The 21,657-nt window shown below is 65.6% G+C and carries 18 protein-coding genes, 4 tRNA genes and 3 pseudogenes; 14 read left to right on the forward strand and 11 right to left on the reverse strand.

Annotation, left to right across the window (positions count from 1 at the left end; all coding sequences use genetic code 11):
- Positions 1–104: 104 nt before the first annotated feature.
- The 3 genes from CDN38_RS03310 to CDN38_RS30335 form a co-directional block, all read right to left on the reverse strand.
- Entirely contained in the window at positions 105–1,577 is a 1,473-nt protein-coding gene (locus tag CDN38_RS03310; protein ID WP_233026745.1) for a wax ester/triacylglycerol synthase domain-containing protein, read from the reverse strand.
- 85 nt (positions 1,578–1,662) lie between these two features.
- Positions 1,663–1,905: a hypothetical protein gene (locus CDN38_RS03315; protein ID WP_075511250.1), complete on the reverse strand. Its 243-nt coding sequence runs from the start codon at positions 1,903–1,905 to the stop codon at positions 1,663–1,665.
- Positions 1,902–2,522 (reverse strand): DUF5994 family protein, encoded by a 621-nt coding sequence (locus CDN38_RS30335; RefSeq protein ID WP_408632992.1) that lies wholly within the window; start codon positions 2,520–2,522, stop codon positions 1,902–1,904. Before CDN38_RS30335 ends, CDN38_RS03315 begins: the two co-directional genes overlap by 4 nt.
- Positions 2,523–3,829: 1,307 nt before the next feature.
- Here CDN38_RS30335 and CDN38_RS03325 point away from each other — a divergent pair.
- Positions 3,830–4,042, forward strand: a complete 213-nt coding sequence (locus CDN38_RS03325) for a hypothetical protein (protein ID WP_082277177.1) — start codon at positions 3,830–3,832, stop codon at positions 4,040–4,042.
- Positions 4,043–4,624: 582 nt separating this feature from the next.
- On the opposite strand, the gene CDN38_RS29225 is transcribed toward CDN38_RS03325, so the two are convergent.
- Positions 4,625–4,768, reverse strand: a complete 144-nt coding sequence (locus CDN38_RS29225; protein WP_161951645.1) for a hypothetical protein — start codon at positions 4,766–4,768, stop codon at positions 4,625–4,627.
- A gap of 661 nt (positions 4,769–5,429) precedes the next feature.
- Here CDN38_RS29225 and CDN38_RS03330 point away from each other — a divergent pair.
- A complete protein-coding gene (locus tag CDN38_RS03330; protein WP_075511249.1) occupies positions 5,430–5,819 on the forward strand; it encodes a hypothetical protein in 390 nt (129 codons plus the stop codon).
- 60 nt (positions 5,820–5,879) lie between these two features.
- Here CDN38_RS03330 and CDN38_RS03335 read toward each other — a convergent pair.
- From CDN38_RS03335 to CDN38_RS03345, 3 pseudogenes are all read right to left on the reverse strand, one after another.
- Positions 5,880–6,690, reverse strand: a pseudogene (locus CDN38_RS03335) (ExeA family protein).
- A pseudogene (locus tag CDN38_RS03340) lies at positions 6,687–8,068 on the reverse strand (DDE-type integrase/transposase/recombinase). The pseudogenes CDN38_RS03335 and CDN38_RS03340 overlap by 4 nt, the downstream one beginning before the upstream one ends.
- A 27-nt stretch (positions 8,069–8,095) precedes the next feature.
- Positions 8,096–8,722, reverse strand: a pseudogene (locus tag CDN38_RS03345) (transposase family protein).
- Between the two features lie 626 nt (positions 8,723–9,348).
- Between CDN38_RS03345 and CDN38_RS03350 the strand changes: the two are divergent.
- From CDN38_RS03350 to CDN38_RS03360, 3 genes are all read left to right on the forward strand, one after another.
- Entirely contained in the window at positions 9,349–10,035 is a 687-nt protein-coding gene (locus CDN38_RS03350) for a type 1 periplasmic-binding domain-containing protein (protein ID WP_142361237.1), read from the forward strand.
- A gap of 17 nt (positions 10,036–10,052) precedes the next feature.
- Positions 10,053–10,673 (forward strand): RES family NAD+ phosphorylase, encoded by a 621-nt coding sequence (locus CDN38_RS03355; RefSeq protein WP_099318773.1) that lies wholly within the window; start codon positions 10,053–10,055, stop codon positions 10,671–10,673.
- A gap of 193 nt (positions 10,674–10,866) precedes the next feature.
- Positions 10,867–12,294 (forward strand): AMP-binding protein, encoded by a 1,428-nt coding sequence (locus tag CDN38_RS03360; protein WP_075511246.1) that lies wholly within the window; start codon positions 10,867–10,869, stop codon positions 12,292–12,294.
- Positions 12,295–12,551: 257 nt separating this feature from the next.
- Here CDN38_RS03360 and CDN38_RS03365 read toward each other — a convergent pair.
- Positions 12,552–12,623 (reverse strand) — tRNA-Val (locus CDN38_RS03365).
- A 170-nt stretch (positions 12,624–12,793) separates the two neighbouring features.
- On the opposite strand from CDN38_RS03365, the gene CDN38_RS03370 reads away from it, so the two are divergent.
- The 3 genes from CDN38_RS03370 (at position 12,794) to CDN38_RS03380 (ending at position 13,058) form a co-directional block, all read left to right on the forward strand.
- Positions 12,794–12,866, forward strand: a tRNA-Gly gene (locus CDN38_RS03370).
- A 29-nt stretch (positions 12,867–12,895) separates the two neighbouring features.
- Positions 12,896–12,969, forward strand: a tRNA-Cys gene (locus CDN38_RS03375).
- Between the two features lie 14 nt (positions 12,970–12,983).
- Positions 12,984–13,058, forward strand: a tRNA-Val gene (locus CDN38_RS03380).
- A 23-nt stretch (positions 13,059–13,081) separates the two neighbouring features.
- Here the strand turns inward: CDN38_RS03380 and CDN38_RS03385 are convergent.
- Together CDN38_RS03385 and CDN38_RS03390 are read right to left on the reverse strand one after the other, a co-directional pair.
- Positions 13,082–14,722, reverse strand: a complete 1,641-nt coding sequence (locus tag CDN38_RS03385; protein WP_075511245.1) for a tetratricopeptide repeat protein — start codon at positions 14,720–14,722, stop codon at positions 13,082–13,084.
- Positions 14,723–14,803: 81 nt separating this feature from the next.
- Positions 14,804–15,133 (reverse strand): DUF732 domain-containing protein, encoded by a 330-nt coding sequence (locus CDN38_RS03390; protein WP_075511244.1) that lies wholly within the window; start codon positions 15,131–15,133, stop codon positions 14,804–14,806.
- A gap of 170 nt (positions 15,134–15,303) precedes the next feature.
- On the opposite strand from CDN38_RS03390, the gene CDN38_RS03395 reads away from it, so the two are divergent.
- Both CDN38_RS03395 and CDN38_RS03400 read left to right on the forward strand, forming a co-directional pair.
- The gene (locus CDN38_RS03395) at positions 15,304–15,822 is read left to right on the forward strand and encodes a hypothetical protein (RefSeq protein WP_075511243.1); all 519 of its coding nucleotides are present in this window, start codon (positions 15,304–15,306) and stop codon (positions 15,820–15,822) included.
- Positions 15,743–16,402, forward strand: a complete 660-nt coding sequence (locus CDN38_RS03400; protein ID WP_082277175.1) for a GNAT family N-acetyltransferase — start codon at positions 15,743–15,745, stop codon at positions 16,400–16,402. The genes CDN38_RS03395 and CDN38_RS03400 overlap by 80 nt, the downstream gene beginning before the upstream one ends.
- On the opposite strand, the gene zapE is transcribed toward CDN38_RS03400, so the two are convergent.
- On the reverse strand, positions 16,320–17,393 hold the full coding sequence (zapE, locus tag CDN38_RS03405) for a cell division protein ZapE (protein ID WP_075511242.1): 1,074 nt from the start codon (positions 17,391–17,393) through the stop codon (positions 16,320–16,322). The genes CDN38_RS03400 and zapE overlap by 83 nt on opposite strands.
- Between zapE and CDN38_RS03410 the strand changes: the two genes are divergently transcribed.
- The 4 genes from CDN38_RS03410 (at position 17,392) to msrB (ending at position 21,613) form a co-directional block, all read left to right on the forward strand.
- On the forward strand, positions 17,392–18,186 hold the full coding sequence (locus CDN38_RS03410) for a pyrimidine reductase family protein (protein WP_075511241.1): 795 nt from the start codon (positions 17,392–17,394) through the stop codon (positions 18,184–18,186). The genes zapE and CDN38_RS03410 overlap by 2 nt on opposite strands.
- 16 nt (positions 18,187–18,202) lie before the next feature.
- The gene (locus tag CDN38_RS03415; RefSeq protein WP_075511240.1) at positions 18,203–19,771 is read left to right on the forward strand and encodes an alpha/beta hydrolase; all 1,569 of its coding nucleotides are present in this window, start codon (positions 18,203–18,205) and stop codon (positions 19,769–19,771) included.
- Between the two features lie 22 nt (positions 19,772–19,793).
- Positions 19,794–21,095, forward strand: a complete 1,302-nt coding sequence (aftC, locus tag CDN38_RS03420; RefSeq protein ID WP_075511239.1) for an arabinofuranan 3-O-arabinosyltransferase — start codon at positions 19,794–19,796, stop codon at positions 21,093–21,095.
- Positions 21,096–21,205: 110 nt separating this feature from the next.
- On the forward strand, positions 21,206–21,613 hold the full coding sequence (msrB, locus tag CDN38_RS03425) for a peptide-methionine (R)-S-oxide reductase MsrB (protein WP_075511256.1): 408 nt from the start codon (positions 21,206–21,208) through the stop codon (positions 21,611–21,613).
- The last annotated feature ends 44 nt before the right edge of the window (positions 21,614–21,657 follow it).

Raw genomic sequence — 21,657 nt, forward strand, 5'->3', positions numbered from 1 at the left:
TATTCAGATGTGTTCACAAACTCCGAACAATGCCCCGGCCACCGCTTCTACCAGCGCAGACACGCCGATACACTCCAGCCCCGAACTACGGCTGCAGTACTAACCTAATAGCGCCGGCCGTGCAAACGCCTGGTGGCGTGTGACGTCAACTTCGTGACAACTGAACGGCCGTGACCGCGAGGGGATTCCCGCGCGGCCGCCGCCAGGATGTCGACCGACTCTGCGATACCGGTCGCGATGTCGTCGACCGCGGGCACGTTGTCGGGGCACACGCACACGCTCAGATCGAGCACGTCGCCGCGCGAGGTCAGCGCAATGGTCAACCCGCAACCAGCTTGTAGCGGCACCACGGTGTGCATACCGACGACCCTGGCCCCCGCGCAGTACGCTGACACGGGCTTGCCGGTTATGTACGAGACACTGCCGTGGCAGATCGGTGCCAGGCCCAGTCGGGTGTAGAGCTGCGATGCCGCGTGGGCTGCGGTCGGCGGCATCGCCGACGCGATAGTCACGAAATCCACTGTTCCATAACCTTTCTCGATGTCACGTTCGCGAACGGTGTTCAACCTTTCGGTGGCGGTGTGGAGGTTGGTGAGGACCAGCACGGGGTCGTCGAGCTGCACCGGGAGGCGAATCCGCCCGACTGTCAACGGATTGCCAATCGCGTTAGGATCGGCGTCTGGCGGCGCGAGCGGCATCTGCATTAGGAGCGGACCATCGGGCACGGTGCCGTGGCGCTGCAGCCAGGCGCGCAGGGACAGTGTGCAGGCGGCGAGGAAAACGTTGGTGATGCTGCCCCCGAACGCCTTCTTGACTGTCTGCAAGTCAGTCAGCCGGATGGAGGCGAAGGCCACCGACCGCCGCTGGGTCAGCGGCGCGTCGAACACGGTGTGCGGCACTGGCCCGGTCATCGACGACGCAGCTGGCACGATGGGTTTGTGTTCGCGCGCGCCGCGCAGCCGACTCCGGGCGGCCCGGAGGACGTCAGCTACGGCCTCGGCGAGAAGCCAAGCTCCGGTGACATTGTTCTCGATGACCTCGGTAACCGTGTCGGCGACAAGCTCGCCGAGGGAGGGCGTGCCCAGGCTCGGCTCGGTCGGCATGGCATCGGCGGGGTCGTGCGCACGGGTAGTCAAGAGCCGCGGCCACACCAACGCTGATCCGGCGCCCCCGCCGCTCACTGCAGGTGACATCTTCACCGCCAACGCCCACCGGCCGCCCGCCAGACCGTCGATGCTCCACGCTTCCCACAGACGGCGATCCAGTGGTTCGGCGGCCAGCTGCCCCATCAGGTCGGCGAACTCGCCCGGATCGCCGGGATTGTGAACAGTTGCGCCATGGATCTGGGGAGTTGGGTCGTAGTCGTCGATCTCGGCCCACACGGGCTGGCCCATACCGAGTGGCTTGCCTACCAGCCGGCTGCGGAAGCGCGCCAACGCCGGTAGCGACGACGCCACCAGCCGGTGTAGCCGGTCGTGGCTGAGCTGATCGGAAGCCTCCATGATGATCAGCGCGACGGTGTGCGCAGCCGTCGTCGAAGTCTGGGTGTGCAGCGACACTGCATCTGCCGCAGGCAAACGGATAACCATCAGCGCGCCACCCCCTCCCCCACGGAAACCTGAGCCAGCGTCGGACAATCGATCTCGATAATCGAAGGCTTCATCATTCTTTCAAGGCCAGTTGTCTTTGCAGCTCAATCAGCCGGGTCTCAAGTTCGACCACCGCATGTGCGACGACGCTAGATGCCAGGGCTGCGCGCGCAGCCGGGCCGGTGGGGCCAGCGGTAGTAGCATTGTCGATGTCCTCGAGTCGCCGCAGCATCCGCTGTGAAATCACTGCTTCGAGAGGCAGGTCGTCAAAACCAAAACTGCTGAAGGCTTTGAATGTTGGTTCGTCACTTGTCATTGTGCTTTGTCCCTAACGTGGTGATGCGGTGCAGTGAACCTGCGGCTAGACGGGGAAGTCGCGGCAAATCGTCTGAGGGCAATGTCAATTCCGACTCGCCGAGCGTTGGGATCGGCCTTGTGATTCCCAACGCCCCTGTGTGGCGTTGCTCTTGTGCGGCTTTCCCGGTCCTGCTTGCTGCTCATGAGCAGGGTGTCGACACTTGAGGCGTCGTTTGATGCTGCGGCGGACATCACGATCCCGTATGCGTAGTCGGGGGCGGTGTACCACGGGACGACCAACAAGATGATCTTGCTTCTGGTGCGTCGGGTTACTTCGATGGTGTTGGACGGCGGGCGGTGGCTTCCGTCGAGTTGGACCGCTCGCCCACCGGTCGTGAGTTGGGCTGGCGCTTCTATCTCATTGACGTTGTACGTCACGCGATCAATTTCACCGAGCCGAAGCGACAACACCGCGATCAGATCTGGCAACTCCGTTGTGAGGTCATCGCTGCGCGGCCACCATGCCCCATCCACGTGCCCGCCGCGAGGCGACTTGGGCTTCAACCGCAATCGCGGCGTGCGGACGCGCGGTGTGTCGTGCTGCCTGAAGCTCTTGCGGGCCTGTTCCAGCCTCATTGCCACGATCCCTCTTGACCACCAACCGGCCAATTATTCGAAATCGGCGATGGCGTGACTCGGACCGGTCCCGCACAAAAGCCCGCAGATGCCTTTCACCCTACACGCGTCTGGTCCGAAAACGGAGTGGCGCAACGGGCGAAACCGCGAGGCGGTCGAATGGCTGACTGTGGTGGTGTCCGAGACGGCTAAGAGGTTGTTCACTCCCCCAGAGCATGCTGCGACGCAATTTGAAGCCGAACGGGCAACTTCCATCGTGATTGTGATGAGTGCCCGCCAGGCGACCCGACTGCCATGATATGGCACTGACCTTCACGATCGCTCTCGGCGGGTGCTGAAGTCGTAAACACCACTGGCTCAAAGATTTCCATGACGTGTTACCGCGGTCGGTGCATCCATTGTCCCGCATGTGCAGAGCCGCTCAGGTTTGCCAAGACTTGCAATGGTTCCGGCATGCCGCGCAGAACGGCTAACTCGCCACGCCTGTCATGGTGGGCGCACCTGCGTCTGCTTACCGTTAAAAACACTTGATGAAGCACGACTGCCCACACCACCCGAACGCGGCTCGCAGGTTGTCGATCTCGGTTTCGGCCTGCTCGATAAGCTGCTCAGGGTGCGCGCGGTGTCGGCCTCGCCGGACTTCCCGAGTTTTTCCAGCGCATACTGGCACACCGTTTCCAGCAATCGGTAGCGCGTTGCGCCACCGGGGAGTTCGGGATACACGAGTCGGACGGCGCTCCTGGATAAAAGGAGCGCCGTCCGAAGCACGAACCACCTGGTTACCAATCGCGCATGATGGTGCGGTGAAATGTGGCCTCGGCGTCAGGAGACATTTTCCCGCCTGACGCAAGCCCACCGCACTGTGCCCAGTTGATGGGCATTGCTTTGCGTGGGTGCCTGGTGCTCGTGCCGGGCGCCACAGCCGAGAGGAGGAATCTTCTCTTCCGGTCCGACCTTGGTCTGCCGTGGATCCGTACCCTTAGGTCTACCCCGCCTATCCAGGCAAAGCAACAGTCAAATGAGTTGGGCCGAGCGTTCAATCCGGCATCTGGCCGACCATCTCCAATTCCTGTCCGCGCACATGTTCGGCCGGATCGACAGCGTCGACGCTGATATTGCCCGACATCGACGAGCAGATCGAGGCGCGTCTGGCACCTTTTCATGTCGAAGACGGTCCTGGACACCAGGGTCCTCGCCGCCGAAGACCTGGGCGCAGCGCCGGCGCCCCTGGTGCTCGCGCAGGTGGAGTGCTACACCAGCACAAGCCAACCCCGAAAATGGGTTGGCCCACACCGAACGAGAAACCCATGACCGACACGCCCGACGACCTGCCGTCGCCCGACGAGTTCCGGAGGAAGATGGCGCACGTCGACCGCGAGTTCGCCGATGCCCGCCGGTACCTGTCGACGTTGTGCGCTGCGCGCCACTTGGCGTACGGCGCACGACGTGCCGAGGCCGAATCACTTAAGGCACTTCACCATTGCGACCAGTTAGGCTGTGGATGGGCGGCGCCTTGTTGAAATTGAAACCTCGTTCCAGTTCAAGTTCCCTGGTTGGTAAACGCCGTCGGCCACCGCTCGCCAGTCCCGGCGGTGCCACCATCACGCCGCCGGGCTGGCGGGCACCCTTTCCCAACGTGAATTTGCGTCACACGTGTCCGGCGTCGCCGGGGACCAGGGCACGAAGGTGGCATTGAAATCTGTCACAGATGATGGCCGCAGGTGATGACCGCCTTCTTGCCGCGAACCGCGGTCGTCACCCAACCACCAACCGATACCGAGCCTGAGGCCCGGGCGGGCTTCCACAATAGGAACACCGTGCCATTGCGCCAGGTGTCGTCCTTATCCTGGAGCGGAACCCCGCATATTCTCCGACTATCACCTGTCGAATATGGACGGCCTGCTGCATACCGCGCCCAGCGCACCTGGCCCTAGCTAGCGGGACGGGGCTGGGCTGACCACGTCAAGGATCGCCGCCATCAGCCGCAACCGCAGCTGCCCTCCGCGATCACCCGACGCCCAGCTCCCCGTCGGAGAGCATCGCACCGATAACCCGAAGCAGGTCAATAGCTTCCGCGCGCTCGGCCGTCGTTGCCGCCGCCATCACAACTCAGCGATCGCGACGTCGAGCGCTTCGGTGTACAGCTGCTGCCGCTGCGCATGATCGCACTGATCAAGCGGGATGCCGTACCACTCAAGCGCCCACTGCGACTTCAGCTCGTCGGTGCGGGCACTGAACCACCTCATCCAGCCGCGCCGCCTGGCAACATCGGACCGGCCTACCGGACGCGGCGGGGTAACTGTCTGCGGCCGGGACAGCCCCGACCGATCCGCGATGGTCGGTGCTGACCGCCGACCTCCTTCGCGGATGGCGTTAGGCCCGGTTGAGCGGGGGTGCATCCCACAACAATGGTTCCGTAGCAGAACGACGAGAGGAATACTCTATTCGCCTCTGTTCAGTCAGCCGGTTTAGCCGCGCCAGCACGGTCAAACCTCTGGTCAGTAGGAGGGAAATGCTGATGGCCCACCCAACTGATCGCCAAGAGAGCGAAAGCGACCTCCATCTTTGGGCATCTTTGGGCCACCGAACAAGTGTTGCGCGAACAAGTGTTGCGCGTCGGTCAACGAACTGAGGAAGTGCTACGACGGGCGAGGGCTGCCCAGCGAGCCGCAGCTGACAGCGTGGACAAGTCCGCAGACAGTCACGAACGAATCGCGAAGTCATACGAGGAATTAGCTGAACGAGCCGGCCGGCAGGACGACTACCTGAAACACGCGGCTCGCCACCGCACGTTCGCGCACGAGGATCGCCTGATGGCTGAGCGGTTGCGACAAATGGCAACTCCGCCTGAGTGAACGCGCAGCGAAAACGGGGCTGAACCCTCTTTTCGATCATGCTGGTGAACCCGTGCTGCACGGCGGGAGTGCGAATAACCGAAAGGCGTTCCGATGGTGTGCAGATAGCCGCGCAGCACGGATCGAACCGAAGTGGGGCGACGTCGCGGTCGTCGACGTCATGGTCACCGCGCACACCTACGCGGACCTCTACGATTCGGACCTGGATCGTGTGGCGAATGCGCTCGACGGGCTCGGAGACCGACGTGACTGCGGATACATGGCGGATAAACCGGGATCGCGGCGGGTTGCGGGACAGACCCTTTCGTGCTGGTCAGACAAGTTGGACCAGCAAGGCCTCGTCCAGCCACTGATTCCAACACCGACGGCGGATAACCGGCTGTCGACCGGCACTCAGGATGAGCACGATGGCGGCATTGACGGTGAGAATGTGCGGTTATGAAACGACCCCGCCGGGAGATGTCCGGCGGGGTCGGTGGTGTCCGGGGTGTCGGGGTGGTGCTCAGTCCGCCGTGACTTCGGCGATCGCTGTGCGGGTGGAGGATTCGTCGACGATGGCCTTGTCGGCGGCGAAGGCGGCGACGAGGGCTTGTAGCGCGAGGTTGTTGACCGCGCGCGGGTAGCCGCGGCTGGTCTGATGAACGAGGGTGACCGCGTCGTCGGAGAACAGGGTATCGTCGCGCCCGGCCAGCTTGAGGTGGTGACACAGATAGCTGCCGGTCTCGGTGTCGGTCATGGGCGCCATCGTGTAGCGCAGTCCGATGCGCTGGTCGAGCGCGGCGAGCACGCCGAGTTTCATTCGCCGCCGCAGGGTGGGTTGGCCGACGAGCAGACAGGCGAACGGGCTCGACGAGTCGAGCTCGTGATTTGTCAAGAGCCGCAACGCTTCTAATTGATCGTGGCCGAGGAGGTGGGCCTCCTCGACGACCACGACGGGAGTGCGTCCGCGCTCAGCGTGTTCGGCGGCCAGCGCGTCGGCGGCCTGGGGAGCCAGGGTGGCGTGATGGGCGAGGGGTTGCCCACCGAGCGCGGCGACGATGCGGTGGTGGATACCGCGCACCCCGCCGGTGGGGTCGGGCAGGTAGATGACGGTGTGTCGGCTGCGGTCCAGGGCGGCCAGCGCCGGCGCGCACGGCGACGGTCTTGCCGGCACCGGCCTCGCCGGTGATCACCCCGATACGGCGGGCGACACACCAGCCGATGCGGGCGACCGCCTCGCTGTGCGCGGTGTGGCGGTGCAGCATCCCCGGGGCCAGATCGCGGCCGAACGGCATCCGAGAAAGACCGAAGTACGAGATCAGGTTGGCAATCATTGCGGTGGCACCTCCTGGCCGGGGATCTGATCGGCTGCCCCGGACAGGGCAGCGTAGTTGACGCCGCGGGCGAGCTCGGCCGCGTGCGCGGTCTCGATCAGCTTGGCGTAGTCGATACCGCTGGGTTTCGGTGGCGCCGCCGGGGTTTCGGGTTTGGCTTTCGGGTGCGAGTGGCGCCCGATGTGGTGCGGGATCGCCAGCCCCATCGGCACGCCGGCCAGACGGACCTCGATGCGGGTTAAATCGAACGGGCCGACCAACGCCGGGTCGACCTCATAGCTGTTGCCTGCAGTGCGACGGTGGCGGTCTTGGTAACGCGGCGGTGTTCCTCCCACAGGAACGCCTCGGTGAGCGCCTCCGGCGCGGGCAGGCCGACCGGGCCGCCGGCTGACCAGCGCGCCAGCGGGGTCTGCCCGGTTTCGGAGTGCACCTGCCTGTGGTAGACGGTTTCGACCCAGGCCACGAAGAGCCGATTCAATTCGGCTAGGTCGGTCACGTGGTGGCGGCCGACGACGTCGGGTTCGCCGGTGATCTCTACCAGGAACTGCTCGCGCACAGTCCTGAAAAACCTCTCTATCTTTCCCCTGCCTTCAGGTCGATATGGTTTCGAATGAACAAGGCGCACACCGCGTTTCGCGCACGCCCGCAACAGCCACGTATCCACGTAGGCCGAGCCGTTATCGACATATGCGGCCTTGGGGACGCCGCGGGAGGCCAGCGCCGGGCGCAGCGCGGCGGCCAGCCGCACGGTGTCCTCCGCATAGCCCCACCGGTAGCCCGGCAGCAGCCGGGAATGATCATCTAAGAACGCGAACAGATATGTCTTGCGGGCCTCAATTCGTAAGCCGTGCAACGCATCTCCAATCCCCAGGTCATTCGGGTGCTCGGCCTCGAACCGGCCGAACACCGGCGCCGACCCTGCGGCTGCGGCGGTGGTGAGGCCGAGCCGGTGAAAGTTGCGCTGCAGGGTACGTTCGTCAGGGGCCCAGCCCAGCTGGGTGCGCAGGATCCGTTGGATCGCCGCGGCGGTGCGGTCCGGGTTCTCGCGGCGCAGCGCCACCGCCAGCTCCAGCACCTCGGCCGGGGTGCGCGGCGTGCACTGGCGCGGGTTGGGCACCAGCGCGTCGAACCCGCCGGCGCGCCAGTCCCTAATCCAGCGGTCGATGGTCTGCCGGCTGATCCGCACCTTCCGCCCGAACGGGTCGGTGTGCTCACGGGAGGCCAGCTCGCGCACCATCTTTCCCCGCTGCTTGGTGGAAAGCGCCGCATCGGCGGCCTCCCGGATCAACTGGTATCGGAACAAGCCGACCGCTTGGGCCCGCTCGGCCCGCACCTTGTCCTCATCATCAACCGTCACCGGCCGTCCTCCTTTGCGCATCTGTCAAACACACGACAGCGCAAACAATTACGGCCCCTCGACTCGCGGCGGCAGGGTCGACTCGTGTTGCACCCGCTCGCCGGGCCAGCCCGGCGCCAACAACCGCCCACCCGAGACGGCCACCGCCGTCTCGGCCGGCGACACCGTGGGCAGCAAAAACCGGCGCCCGATGGCCACCGCGAGCGCGACCATCGCCACCACCGCATCGGCGAACACCCCGCCGGCCGCATCCGGCATCACCGGATCCGGGTCCACCGCCCGCAACCAGACGGTGAACACCGACCGCACCGCCTCGGCACGCTCGGCGAAGCGACGCAGCTAACCCCGCACCGTCTCGGCCGGGCGAGCCAAATCCGCGGCGGTGCGGCGGAACCCGACCCGGCTCGTGGCCTTCGCCGCCAGCGCCGACACGATCACCGCCGCGGTGTCGGCGCGACGCAGCAACGCCGTGACCGGCAACAACACATGCGTCACCCGGCAACCGGTACACCGCGACCGGCGCGGGCACAGCTCCACCGGCCCGTGTCGGCCACGCACCTGCCGTGTCCGAGCCCGACCCCAACCCGCCAACACCCCGCCGCAGGACGGGCAGCTCAGCTCACCTGCCGCCAGCCGGCGCTCGACTTGATCAAAATCTGCTTCTACGGTGACCACTGCGCCTCCGAGCGCGAACAGGCGGCCCTCCCGTAGCACTCCGGCAAGAGACGACGGGAGGGCCGTCGCCTACCCATGACTTGATCACCGTGCCGCCCCGGCACCACAAACAACAAACACGGCTACAACAGGCCGACCCGCTGCTCACCCTCAGCGCCGGAACGCTACCCCCACGTCGGGCGTGGTCACCCTGAATGCCTCCGAACAAACCGGCGGACAGATTCGACGCCAGCCCAGGGATGGACACGGTACAGCATCTCCGCGTCGTGTATCGGGATGGCCCGACGGGGCGCCGCGCTTCCTGCTGTACCCGATGTCGGGCAGGCCGCTTCACCACACGACGGGCAATCCCGACCAGCGTATGGCCGCCCCGGCCGAGCAGTTCTATGTGCTTCCCCCTGACCTCGGCACTGCGATTGACTTTGCCCTAACCCACCGCGAGGTCATCAAGGGCAGACTGCGGCGAACGACGCAGCCGCCAAACAGGCGCGAGCTTGCTGCCGCCGCGCCGAGACTCCCTGAGCGAGACTGGTGGCGGGCTGCTGATCCTCTGCCGTCGCGGTTCCTGCCAGGTCTTGGACCACGGTCGGGTTGACGCTCGGACAGCCACGCATAGAATGATTGACGTGAGCAATAGCATCGAATTCATCGAATTCACTGAAGACCTGGAGGACGGCACTCCAGTTAAAGGCCTTCTTGTCCGGGAAGCGGCGACTGCGACCGCCAGAGATCTCGCCGCTGCGATCAAGCAAATCCGGCCGGAACGCGAAGAGGTTGTGGTTATCGCCGCAGATCACGCTGTGGCCACACAAGTCAAGCAGATCACACGAATGCTGGCTCAAAACAGACTTCTTGCCGAACGCCTGGTGGAGGCGATGTTCGTGCCGGGCACCACGGTCTCGCCGGCAGGGGCTCGCCAGGCACAGCGCAATGCCGAGGCGCGCCAAGAGCTGATCGATGAGTTCGGTTTCCGTGACAGCGACCAGATCGCAGACCTAGCCGGTTCGGCTGCGAGTAATCGCTCCGCCACTGCGTCACGCTGGCTGGCGGCTGGCAAAATATTCGCCGTCATCCACCGGGGTGCCCGCCTGTTTCCGAACTTCCAGTTCGGCACGGACGGACACCCCAGGCCGGTGATCGCGAAGGTGCTCGAGGTGTTCGAGCCATATGGTCTGGATGGTTGGGAGACTGCGCTGTGGTTCACCACGAGAAGTGGTTGGCTTGACGATGAGCGGCCGGTTGACCTGCTGACCCGCGAGCCGGAACAGGTCATCGGGGCAGCACGCCACGCATTTGATGAGGTGCCCGCATAGGGATACGCGTCCCCGACGTGCCAGATCCGCTCCCCGATCCGCTCGAACGGATCTGGCCTGCCGGGGATCCGATTATTCGCTGCCATCGCGTCGTGATGGGAGCAACCGAGTTCAACGCGTCGAACGTGTCCCGCCGTTTTCGCCCCGTCATACGGAGCGGCATAGTTGTTCCCACGCTCTACGGTGCCGACCAGGTGCATGGCGCACTGTCGGAAACGGTATTCCACGACGTGCCGATCCGAGGCAACGGACGGCGGATCGTACGCAAGGCGCTGCTCCCGATGATGCGCTCGACGGTGATCCCCCAGCGAGACCTGCGGCTGGTCCGGCTCCACGGCGCCGGCCTTCGTCGATTGCGGGTGACCCACAGCGAGCTCATCGAGAGCAGCTCTAGCCAGTACAGCCGAACCGCCGCCTGGGGGCAGGCGCTCTACGACCACGCCGACTATGACGGGCTGGTCTGGCGGTCACGTCAGTTCAATGACTCCTACGCGTTGATGCTGTGGGGTGACCGTGTCTACCGATTTAACGATCTTGACCCCGACCCGACCAATGCGCCGCTTCCGCTTTACGCAGGCGCCGGGTTCGACGAAGTCCAACAGCTAGCTAACGAGTGCGACATCACCGTCATCGGCTGAATAGCCAAGGTGCACAGTCGTTTCAAACATGCTTCGATACACGTTCGCCGAGGGCCATCAGCGACAGGTAGTGCCCGGACGCGCACACCCCCGTCGTCAATCGAGCGGGCAGACATCGAGCTGAACGTGCTACCAGTGCGCCGATGACGGACCGCAGATCTGCTCATCGACGACGATCAGCTGCATCGAGTGGGTGGACGCGTTCTACGGGACCATGAAGGCTCGAGCGGTCCCGATCAACGTCAACTACCGCTACCTGCAGCACGAGCTCACGCACGTCTACGGGAACTCCGAGGCCGTGATGGCGATCGTCGCCCCCGAATATGTCGATCGGGTCAACGACATCCGGCCCGTGCTGCCCGCCCTTCGCCAGCTGTTGATGCTGGGCGAAGACTACGACCAGGCCCTGGCTGGCGCCTCCCCGGAGCGCCGCATCACCGGCCGCAGCGCCGACGACCTCTACATCGTGTACACCGGCGGCACCACCGGGCTGCCCAAGGGTGTGATGTGGCGGCAGGAGGACCTGATCCGTGGCGCGCTGAACGCCCTGCGTTACGGAGCCCCGCTCGACAGCGTCGAACAACTCGGTGCAGAGGCCGCCGCGAACGAGTCCCCGATGCGGCTTCTCACGGTCGGGCCGCTGATGCACGGCGGCAGCCAGTGGATCATGGGCAACTGTCACGTCGCCGGCGCCACTTTCGTGTTGTACACGCAGCGCAGTTTCGACCCGGCCAAGATGCTCGACCTCGCGTCGAAGGCCAAGGCCACGAGCTTGGTCACACTTGGTGACGCCACCGCCCGGCCGCTGGCCGAGACGCTGCTGGCCGAACCCAACCGATGGGACTTGAGCAGTCTGTTGGCGGTGTCCAACGGCGCGGCGCCGCTTTCGGCCGCCGTGCGCACGCAGCTGCGCAGGGCTTTGCCTACTTGCGTCATCAACGACAGCTATGCGGCGTCCGAATCCGGCACCACCGCCACCCGCATCGATGACGGTATAGCCCGCACCGCGCCGCTGTTCAATGCCGGACCCGACGTGATGGTGGTCGACGAGCAGCTGCGACCCTGCCCGGTCGGCCAGGTGGGCATGCTCGCCCGCAGCGGCGCGATCCCGCTGGGCTACCTCAACGACCCGGAGAAGACGGCGGCGGCCTTCAAACAGATCAACGGCAAGCGCTGGGTCCACCCCAGTGACTTGGCCCGACTCGAAGAGGACGGCAGCATCTCGCTGCTGGGGCGCGGCTCGGTGACGATCAACTCAGGCGGGGAGAAGATCCACCCCGAAGAGGTCGAAGGCGTGTTACTCGAACACGAAAGCGTCTTCGACGTCGGCGTGGTGGGCACGCCGCACGAACGGTGGGGTGAACAGGTGACGGCCGTCGTGCAGTTACTGGTGGGCGCCTCGCTGACGCTAGAACAGCTCCAAGAGCACACTCGCAAAACCATCGCCGGCTTCAAGGCCCCCAAGGTGATGCTCACGGTGGATCATGTGCCGCGCACGGTGCTTGGCAAGGTCGACTACCCGGCATTGAAGTCGATGGCCCTCAAACTCCTCGGGCTCGAGAAGTCTGACACCCAGGCGCGGGCTGCCGATGAGGATGCCGGTGCCCCAATGGATCACTGAATTCCTCAACATTGCGGGCCCGCCACACCCCACCAATGCTGAGTGCCGCCTACAACCGACGTCGTCGCGGCCCGCTCATCGCCTTGCGGTCGCGTGAGCTTCCGCTAACGCCCGGCACCAAACGGCAGGTCCAGACCCGTGGTCTGCCGGTCATCCACCGGGAGATACCCAAAGAGTGCGGATTTTCGCTCTTCCGGATGCGATCTCGAGCCCACCAAGTTCTCGCAAATGCGTACCTAACCTGCACCGTCTCGAAGTGGTCCCGGCTGGGATCGAACCAGCGACCTTCCGCGTGTGAAGCGGACGCTCTTCCACTGAGCCACGGGACCGGCGCCGAGCGGCAACGAGGTCGAAGACTAGCACGAGCCGTGCCTGCACCGAACGTGCTACCTGGGCCGGTGACAGCCAAAGCGCCCCAAAGAACCTGGAGATTTGTGTGCGCCGGGTCACGTGGACTATCGTCGTCCTTCGCACCGGGCGACGATCTCGTCCGTTGCGCGCGGATGTAGCGCAGTTGGTAGCGCATCACCTTGCCAAGGTGAGGGTCGCGGGTTCGAATCCCGTCATCCGCTCGAAGGTGCAAGTGGCATCAATCCCCCGCGGTGGAGTGGCCGAGTGGTGAGGCAACGGCCTGCAAAGCCGTGCACACGGGTTCGATTCCCGTCTCCACCTCCAGATTGCAATCCCCGGCGCGATTAGCTCAGCGGGAGAGCGCTTCCCTGACACGGAAGAGGTCACTGGTTCAATCCCAGTATCGCGCACCAGTGTTTGTGCAGGTCAAGGGGCATTATGAGCCCGACACGTCGAGCCGGCACGCACAGGACGCACGAATCGGCACGTCGGCACGCGCAACAGCCAGCCGAAGCTGCTGGCTGATGAGTGTGGCTTCGGCGGTACGGCCGAGCTGCCGCAGGCATTCGTGGTACCCGTGCAGGCTCCAGACGTTCCCGGGATGCTGGCAGGGCCTGGCCAAGGTGGGGTCCAGACCGAGGTCGGCGGCATAGACGGCCGCCGCTTTTTCGACATGCCCCTGCTCGAGCAGCAGCGCACCATACGAATGCCGAGTGGGCTGCATCCAGCCCCACGGCTCGTCGTAGGGCAGCCTGTCGTCCAACTCGACGGCGCGTCGCAGATGACCGAACGCCTCGTCGAAGCGCGCTTCGCGGTAGGCGATTTCACCGTCGAGCATGGCCGCGGCCACGGCCAGGATGTCGCGACTGGTGTTGTTGAACAGGTAGCGCGAGCCCGGTATCCGGTCGTAGGCCTTCGTGAACGCGGCACGCTCGGCATCTGCCTGCGCCAGTTGATCCGTGGCGGCCAGCGCGACTCCCCGTCCGTAGTGAATCGTCGCCGTCGTGGTGCAGTACAGACCTTGGTCCTCCGGCAGCGGCTGCGCGATCAGCTCGTCCCACCGGCCGAAGCGCACCAGCACGTGGGTCCGCAACGCCACGAACGCTTCGAGCCAGTCGGCCATCGGCGGGGATTCGATCGACAGCAGCTCGGCCGTCAGCTGACCGGCGAGCTCGTCGGCGGCCTGCAACGCCATCTGCAGCCGCCCTTCCAACATCGCCGAATAGACGATGAAGTGCAGATCGTGCGCGCGGTATAGCGAGTAGAAGTTCAACGGGCCCTCGCGGCTCACAAAGCGCCGGTCTGCTTGTACCGCAGCAAGATTGGCCGTCACCGAGCTGCGATAGTCGCCGCACAGCACATCGATGTGGCTGGGCATGTGCTGCAGATGCCCGGCGTCAGGCACCAAGCCGCGCAACAAGTCCGCCGCCGGTAGGGCGTCCTCCGGAGTCGCCGACATCTCCATGGTGTGCAGGTACAGATGCAGGATCCCCGGGTGTTGGCGACCGGCCGGCGTGGCCAGCGCCGCGTCGAGGATCCGCTTGGCCTCCAGCACCCGCGAACCTGCCGCCGGCTCGCCGGTCGCGGTGTCCCACAGGGCCCACGCGGTGACGTTGACCAACGCGTCGGCGGCCAGCGCTTGCACGTCGACGTCGTCGGGGTAGGCAGCGGCCAGCGAAGCCATCGCGTCGGCATAGGCGATGACGCCCGCATCCAGGTCGTCGGCGGGAAAGCGGGTCCACAACGCGGCGATCAGGCCTTTCTCCACCGGAGTGGCCCGGCCGCGCTCGGCCAGCTGGAGCTCCGCACCCGCGCGGGCCAGCGACCCGCGCAGGTCGACCGGGTCGAACGCCTCCCACGCCTTGTTGTAGTTGGGCCCGACCGCATAAGCGATTCCCCACCGCGCGATGGCCAGCTCCGGGTCGAGCGCCAGGGCTCGCTCGAAGCACCGCACGGCCTCTTCGTGGTTGAACGCATACGCCCATACCAGCCCGCGGTCGAACCAGAGTTGCGCTTCCGCGCAACTGGTCTCGATTGGCCGGTGATAGGAGCCGAGGTCGAAATACTCGGCAGTCATTACCGCACCCTAGCGCGCCCGAAGGCCGAAGCAGCTCCCGTCGAACGTGTATCTGGCGACGACGCAGCCGGTCGCAGAGGTTCAGCCGCCGCTGTCGGGTTTGCTGCTCGCGGGCAGTTGCTCGGGACAGTAGACCCCCGCCGCGATCGCGGTAAATCTGGCAGCGTTGGGCTGCGTCAGCTTCGGGCTGAGGTCTTGAAGGTATGTGACGACCTCGATCGCCGACTTACCCTCCTTCGCCATATCGCACACCTTCTTGCCGGTGGCGATCGTGGCGCCGGCGTTCTGATAGGTGATGCCAGCAGCTCCCAGCGCGACCAGGAACGCTTGATCTTGTTTGTCATCGGCGCGCGCAGGCGCTGCCAAGCCGATGACGGCGGCAACGCCGGCCAGCACCAGTAGCAGTCTCATGACCTCCAAATTGTCCCAAAGCCACCGAGAGCATGCACGTCGCGCGGCGAACGGCAGGTGAACTTTGCATGATTTCGCGGGCATCGCGAGCGTCAGCCCGCCCCTCCCCCTTGAGTTACGGCATGTGCGATCATGCGAAGGTCCCCGAATAGGGAGCCGAGGAGGCACCGATGCAGCGCTGGCTGATCATCCTTTCCACCTTCCTCGTCGCCGCAGCGGGTGTGCTGGCGCCAGCCGCTCCCCGCGCGTGGGCCGGCGACGCACCCATCGGCCACATCGGTGACACGCTGCGGGTGGACACCGGCACCTATGTCGCCGACGTGACCGTCAGCAGCGTGGAGCCCGTCGACCCACCGCCCGGCTTCGGCTACACGCGCAGCGGCGTCCCGGTGAAGAGCTTCCCCGGCAGCGCGGTCAACCGGGCCGACGTGACGGTCCGCGCCGTCCGGGTGCCCAATTCCTACATCATGGCGACCAACTTCAGCTTCGACGGAGTCACCCAGTTCGCCGACGCGTACAAGCCGCGGCCCTGCGACGCACCCGATTGGCTGGACGCCGCGCTGGGCAACGCCCCGCAGGGCGCGATCGTCCGCGGCGGAGTCTATTGGGATGCCTACCGTGACCCGGTCTCCGTCGTCGTCCTGCTGGACCGCAAGACCGGCCAGCACCTCGCCCAGTGGAACCTGTGACCTGAACGTTCAGATCACCCCGACGGATCCCGCAGACGCGGCCGAGTTGACGGCCGTTGCCGCACAGACCTTTCCGCTGGCCTGCCCGCCGTCGGTGTCCCCCGAGCGCATCGCGTCCTTCATCGACGCGAACCTGTCGGCGACCCGGTTCGCCGAGTATCTGACCGATCCGGGGCGTGCCATTCTGGCCGCCCGCGACCAGGGGCGAATCGTCGGTTACGCCATGCTCGTTCGCGGTGCCGACCGTGATGACTCAGCCGAGTTGTCAAAGCTGTACGTAATACCCGACTTTCACGGCAAGGGTGTGTCCTCGTCGTTGATGAATGCCGCGCTGTCGACGGCAACCGCGTGGGGCGTTCACCGGATGTGGCTGGGAGTGAACCGGAAAAATGTTCGCGCCCAACGCTTTTACCTCAAGAATGGCTTCACCGTCAGCGGAGCCAGGACGTTTCAGCTGGGCAGTCACCAGGAGTTCGACTACGTCATGACCCGGCCCGTCACCGGGCAGTCAGCGCTAACAGGCGTGACGTGGCCCGCAGATACTTCTTCCGGTAGCCACCAGCCAGCATCTCCTCGCTGAAGATGGTGTCCAGCTTCGCCCCGGAGCCCACCACCGGGATGCCGGCGTCGTAGAGGCGATCGGTGAGCGCAACCAGCCGCAGCGCGACGTTTTGGTCGTCGATGCCGTGCACGCCGGTCAAGAACACCGCAGACACCCCCTCGATCAACGTCAGATAGCGCGACGGATGCATGGTAGCCAGGTGCGCGCACAGGGCGTCGAAGTCGTCGAGGGTCGCCCCCCGGACGGAGGCCGCCCGCGCGGCGACGTCCGCATCCGACAACGGCGGCGGCGCCGGCGGCAGGTCACGATGGCGGTAGTCCGGACCCTCGATCCGTACCGTGGTGAAAATGCTTGCCAACGTGTGGATCTCGCGTAAGAAGTCCTGGGCGGCAAAGCGGCCCTCGCCCAGTTGCTCGGGCAGCGTGTTGGACGTGGCGGCCACCGACACACCGCGTTCGACCAGCGCGGAGAGCATCCGCGAGATCAGCGTGGTGTTACCCGGGTCATCCAGCTCGAACTCGTCGATGCACACCGCGGTGTAGTGCGCCAGCAGCTCGATGCATTCGGCGAAACCGAACACCCCGGCCAGCTGGGTCAACTCCCCGAAAGTCGCGAACGCCTTGGGGCGCTCCCCCGGCAGTTGGTAATAGGACGACGCCAGCAGATGGGTCTTGCCCACCCCGAACCCGCCATCCAGGTACAGGCCTACCCCGGGCAACACCTCACGCTTGCCGAACAGCTTCTTGCGGCCCGCCCGCCGCTCGACGGCGTGCCGGCAGAAGTCCTGACAGGCGAGCACGGCGGCAGCCTGAGTCGGCTCTGCCGGATCGGGCCGATACGTCGCAAAGCTCACCTCGGCGAAGGTGGGCGGCGGCCGCAGCTGGGCGATCAGCCGTTCCGGCGACACCGAAGGATGCCGATCCACCAAGCGGCCCACCCGGCCGCCGGCTCCCGCAGCGGTGGACCCGTGCATGCTGGCACTGTAGCGGCGTGCTGCAATCACACTCATGTCCGACTTCGGGGCCGGCCCGGCCGCCGGCCGATCCGCCGGCATCCGGCTGACGCTGCTCGGATCCGACCGCACACTCGACGAAGCCGACCTATCCGAGCTCTACGGCTACCCGGCGGACACCGACCGCACCTGGGTGCGGGCCAATTTCATCAGCAGCGTCGACGGCGGCGCCACCGTCGCCGGCACCAGCGGCGGACTCGGCGGCCCGGGCGACCGGACAGTGTTCCGGCTGCTGCGTGAACTGGCAGACGTGATCGTGGTTGGCTCGGGCACCGTGCGCGTCGAGGGCTACTCCGGCCCTCAGCTCGGCGTCGCCGCACGCTGCCAGCGACAGCTGCGCTGCCAAAGCGAGGTCCCGCAACTGGCGATCGTCACCAAGTCCGGTCACCTCGCCCGGGATCTCGGCGTGTTCACCCGCACCGAGGTGCCACCTCTGGTGCTCACCACCACGACGGTGGCCGACGAGACACGACGGCGCCTGACCGGCCTCGCCGAGGTGGTCGACTGCTCGGACACCGATCCCGCCAAGGTCGACGAAGCAGTGCTGCTGGCCAGGCTTGCCGAGCGCGGTCTACGCCGCATCCTCACCGAGGGCGGGCCGATACTGCTCGGATCGTTCATCGAGCGCGGCTTGCTCGACGAACTGTGCCTGACGATCGCACCGTTCGTGGTCGGCGGTCTGGCCCGGCGCATCGCCACCGGACCGGGGCAACGGCAGACCCGAATGCGCTGCGCCCACCTGCTCACCGACGACGCCGGTTATCTGTACACCCGCTACGTCAAAGCCTGACGTTACTGTGGTCGGCATGAGTCGGCGCATCACCTCCGCAACGGTCCTGGTCTCGATGGCCTGCTCGGTGACCACGGTGCTGACCGGCTGCGTCCCAGTCCTCGGCGCCAACCCGCGCTTTGCCACCTATAGCGGTGCCAAACCGCAGGGCGTCGCCACCACCACACCACCCCCCAGCGGCCCGCCACCGATCGCCGCCCCCAAGAACGATCTGTCCTGGCGCGACTGCACGTCTCAGGTCTACGGGAACGCGGCCATCCCCGCCGCGCCGGGCATCAAGCTGGAGTGCGCCACCTTCGACTCCGACCTCGACCCGGTCAACGGCGGGTCCGGGTCGGTCAGCATCGGCGTGGTCCGCGCCCGCTCGGGCCAAACCCCGCGTGACGCGGGACCGCTGGTTTTCACCACCGGTTCGGATCTGCCGTCGTCGACGCAGTTGCCGGTCTGGTTGTCGCATGCGGGCGCCGACATCCTGCGCAGTCACCCGATCGTCGCCGTCGACCGCCGTGGCATGGGCATGTCGAGTCCGATTGATTGCCGAGACCACTTCCAACGCGACGAGATGCGCGATCAATCGCAGTTCCAGACCGGCGACGATCCGGTGGCCAACCTCTCGGCAATCTCGAACGAGGCCACCACCAGCTGCACCGACGTCATCGCACCCGCCGATTCCGCCTACGACAACGGACACGCCGCCTCCGACCTCGAGCGACTGCGCAATCTGTGGGATGTGCCCGCACTGGCGCTGGTCGGCATCGGCAACGGTGCCCAGGTGGCTCTCACCTATGCCGGCTCGCGCCCGGACAAGGTGGCCAGGCTGATCCTCGACTCCCCGGTCGCTTTGGGTGTTAGCGCCGAGGCCAAGGCCGAGCAACAGGTCAAAGGCCAGCAGGCGGCGCTGGACGCGTTCGCGGCGCAGTGCGTCGCGATCAACTGTGCGCTGGGCCCCGATCCAAAAGGCGCCGTCACCGCGCTGCTGAACACGGCTCGCTCCCTCAAGGGGCCCGGGGCCTCGGTCGCGTCGATCGCCAACGCGATCACCACCACGCTGGGCTTTCCGACCGGCGACCGCATCAGCACCACCACCACGCTGGCCAACGCATTGGCGGCCGCCCGCGCCGGTGACATGAATCAGCTGTCCAACCTGATCAATCGCGCCGATGGCCTTCAGGACACCGACGGCCAATTCGTCAATTCGTGCAGCGACGCGGTCAACCGCCCGACCCCGGACCGGGTACGCGAACTGGTGGTTGCCTGGGCCAAGCTCTATCCCCAGTTCGGCACGGTCGCCGCGCTCAATCTGGTCAAATGCGTGCACTGGCCCAGTGGTTCGACGCCGCAAATGCCGAAGGAGCTCAAGGTCGACGTCTTGCTGATGGGGGTGCAGGACGACCCGATCGTCGGCGTCGACGGGGTTGCGCAGACGGCGGCCACAGTCATCAACGCCGACGCCGCGAGCAAGCGGGTGATGTGGCAAGGCATCGGCCACGGTGCCAGCATCTATTCCTCCTGCGCGGTGCCGCCGCTGGTCGGTTATCTCAACGACGGCAAGCTGCCCGGCACCGACACTTACTGTCCCGCCTGACACCTGCCGACTGGGTGTCCCGGTGTACGGTGCGCTGGTGACGGCAGCTGACTCAACTCGAACCCGCCTCCGCGAATCGATGCTGGCCGCATTCCGCCCCCGCACCGGCGCCCCGAGTACGGCGTCGATCGTGCGGGCGGCGCTCTGGCCGGTAGCCATTCTGTCGGTGCTGCACCGCAGCATCGTGTTGACCACCAATGGCAATATCACCGACGACTTCAAGCCCGTCTACCGTGCGGTGCTGAACTTCCGGCATGGCTGGGACATCTACAACGAGCACTTCGATTACGTCGACCCGCATTACCTCTACCCGCCGGGCGGCACGCTGTTGATGGCGCCGTTCGGGTATCTGCCCTTTGCGTCGTCGCGCTACCTGTTCATCTCCATCAATACGGTGGCCATCCTGGCCGCGGCGTACCTGCTGCTGCGGATGTTCAACTTCACGCTGTCCTCGGTGGCCGCGCCCGCCTTGTTGTTGGCCATGTTCGCCACCGAGACGGTGACCAACACCCTGGTGTTCACCAACATCAACGGCTGCATCCTGCTGCTCGAGGTGCTATTCCTGCGGTGGCTGCTCGACGGCAGAGTCAGCCGTCAGTGGTGGGCCGGGGTGGCCATCGGGCTGACGCTGGTCCTCAAACCGCTGCTGGGTCCGTTGCTGTTGCTGCCGCTGCTGAACCGCCAGTGGCGGGCGGTGCTGGCCGCCATCGTGGTTCCCGTCGTCGCCAACCTGGCCGCGCTGCCGCTGGTCAGCCACCCGATGGACTTCTTCACCCGCACACTGCCCTACATCCTGGGCACCCGCGACTACTTCAACAGCTCGATCCAGGGCAACGGCGTGTACTTCGGCCTGCCGACGTGGTTGATCGTGTTCCTGCGGCTGCTGTTCACCGCACTCGCCGTGGGTGCGCTGTGGCTGCTGTACCGCTACTACCGCACCCGCGACCCGCTGTTCTGGTTCACCACGTCATCGGGCGTGCTGCTGCTGTGGTCGTGGCTGGTGATGTCGCTGGCCCAGGGCTATTACTCGATGATGCTGTTCCCGTTCTTGATGACGGTGGTGCTGCCCAATTCGGTGATCCGCAACTGGCCGGCGTGGCTGGGCATCTACGGGTTCATGACGCTGGACCGCTGGCTGCTGTTCAACTGGATGCGCTGGGGCCGCGCCCTCGAATACCTGAAGATCACCTACGGCTGGTCGCTGCTGTTGATCGTGACGTTCACCGTGCTCTACTTCCGCTACTCCGACGCCAAGGCCGAAAACCGGCTGGACGGTGGTATCGATCCGGCATGGCTAATGGCCGAGCGGGAGCGCGTGCGGTGATCGCAAGCGCGGCGGAGTCGGGCGCTGGCGGTCACCGCCATTGGGGCTAGCGTGAAAGCATGACGCGCCGACGACGATGCAGAGCGAAGCGATGAGGAGGAGTGGCGCAAATGACTAAGCCCAAGTTGGAACTGACCGACGACCAGTGGCGCCAGAGGCTGACCCAGCAGGAATTCGACGTTTTGCGCCGGGCCGGCACCGAGCGACCCTTCACCGGCGAGTACACCGACACCAAAACCGAGGGCATCTACCAGTGCCGGGCCTGCGGTGCCGAATTGTTCCGCAGCACAGAGAAATTCGAGTCGCATTGCGGCTGGCCGTCGTTCTTCGACCCGGCGAGCTCCGAAGCGGTCATCCTGCGTCCCGACCACTCGCTGGGGATGACGCGCACCGAGGTGCTCTGCGCGAACTGCCACAGCCACCTGGGCCATGTGTTCGCCGGTGAGGGTTATCCGACGCCCACGGATCAGCGTTACTGCATCAACTCGATCTCGCTGCGCCTGGTCCCGACGGACTAGCTTTCGCCGAGCCGGTAATTTTGCAGGCCCTTACTCGCACTTTC

The sequence above is a fragment of the Mycobacterium ostraviense genome (assembly GCF_002705925.1).
GTDB lineage: Bacteria > Actinomycetota > Actinomycetes > Mycobacteriales > Mycobacteriaceae > Mycobacterium > Mycobacterium ostraviense.

Bases quoted from the DNA above. Each gene is read 5' to 3' on its own strand.
- CDN38_RS03315 (WP_075511250.1), bottom strand. From the start codon at position 1,905: ATGACAAGTGACGAACCAACATTCAAAGCCTTCAGCAGTTTTGGTTTT.
- CDN38_RS30335 (WP_408632992.1), bottom strand. From the start codon at position 2,522: ATGAGGCTGGAACAGGCCCGCAAGAGCTTCAGGCAGCACGACACACCG.
- CDN38_RS03325 (WP_082277177.1), top strand. From the start codon at position 3,830: ATGACCGACACGCCCGACGACCTGCCGTCGCCCGACGAGTTCCGGAGG.
- CDN38_RS29225 (WP_161951645.1), bottom strand. From the start codon at position 4,768: ATGAGGTGGTTCAGTGCCCGCACCGACGAGCTGAAGTCGCAGTGGGCG.
- CDN38_RS03385 (WP_075511245.1), bottom strand. From the start codon at position 14,722: ATGACTGCCGAGTATTTCGACCTCGGCTCCTATCACCGGCCAATCGAG.
- CDN38_RS03390 (WP_075511244.1), bottom strand. From the start codon at position 15,133: ATGAGACTGCTACTGGTGCTGGCCGGCGTTGCCGCCGTCATCGGCTTG.
- CDN38_RS03395 (WP_075511243.1), top strand. From the start codon at position 15,304: ATGCAGCGCTGGCTGATCATCCTTTCCACCTTCCTCGTCGCCGCAGCG.
- CDN38_RS03400 (WP_082277175.1), top strand. From the start codon at position 15,743: ATGCCTACCGTGACCCGGTCTCCGTCGTCGTCCTGCTGGACCGCAAGA.
- CDN38_RS03410 (WP_075511241.1), top strand. From the start codon at position 17,392: ATGTCCGACTTCGGGGCCGGCCCGGCCGCCGGCCGATCCGCCGGCATC.
- zapE (WP_075511242.1), bottom strand. From the start codon at position 17,393: ATGAGTGTGATTGCAGCACGCCGCTACAGTGCCAGCATGCACGGGTCC.
- CDN38_RS03415 (WP_075511240.1), top strand. From the start codon at position 18,203: ATGAGTCGGCGCATCACCTCCGCAACGGTCCTGGTCTCGATGGCCTGC.
- msrB (WP_075511256.1), top strand. From the start codon at position 21,206: ATGACTAAGCCCAAGTTGGAACTGACCGACGACCAGTGGCGCCAGAGG.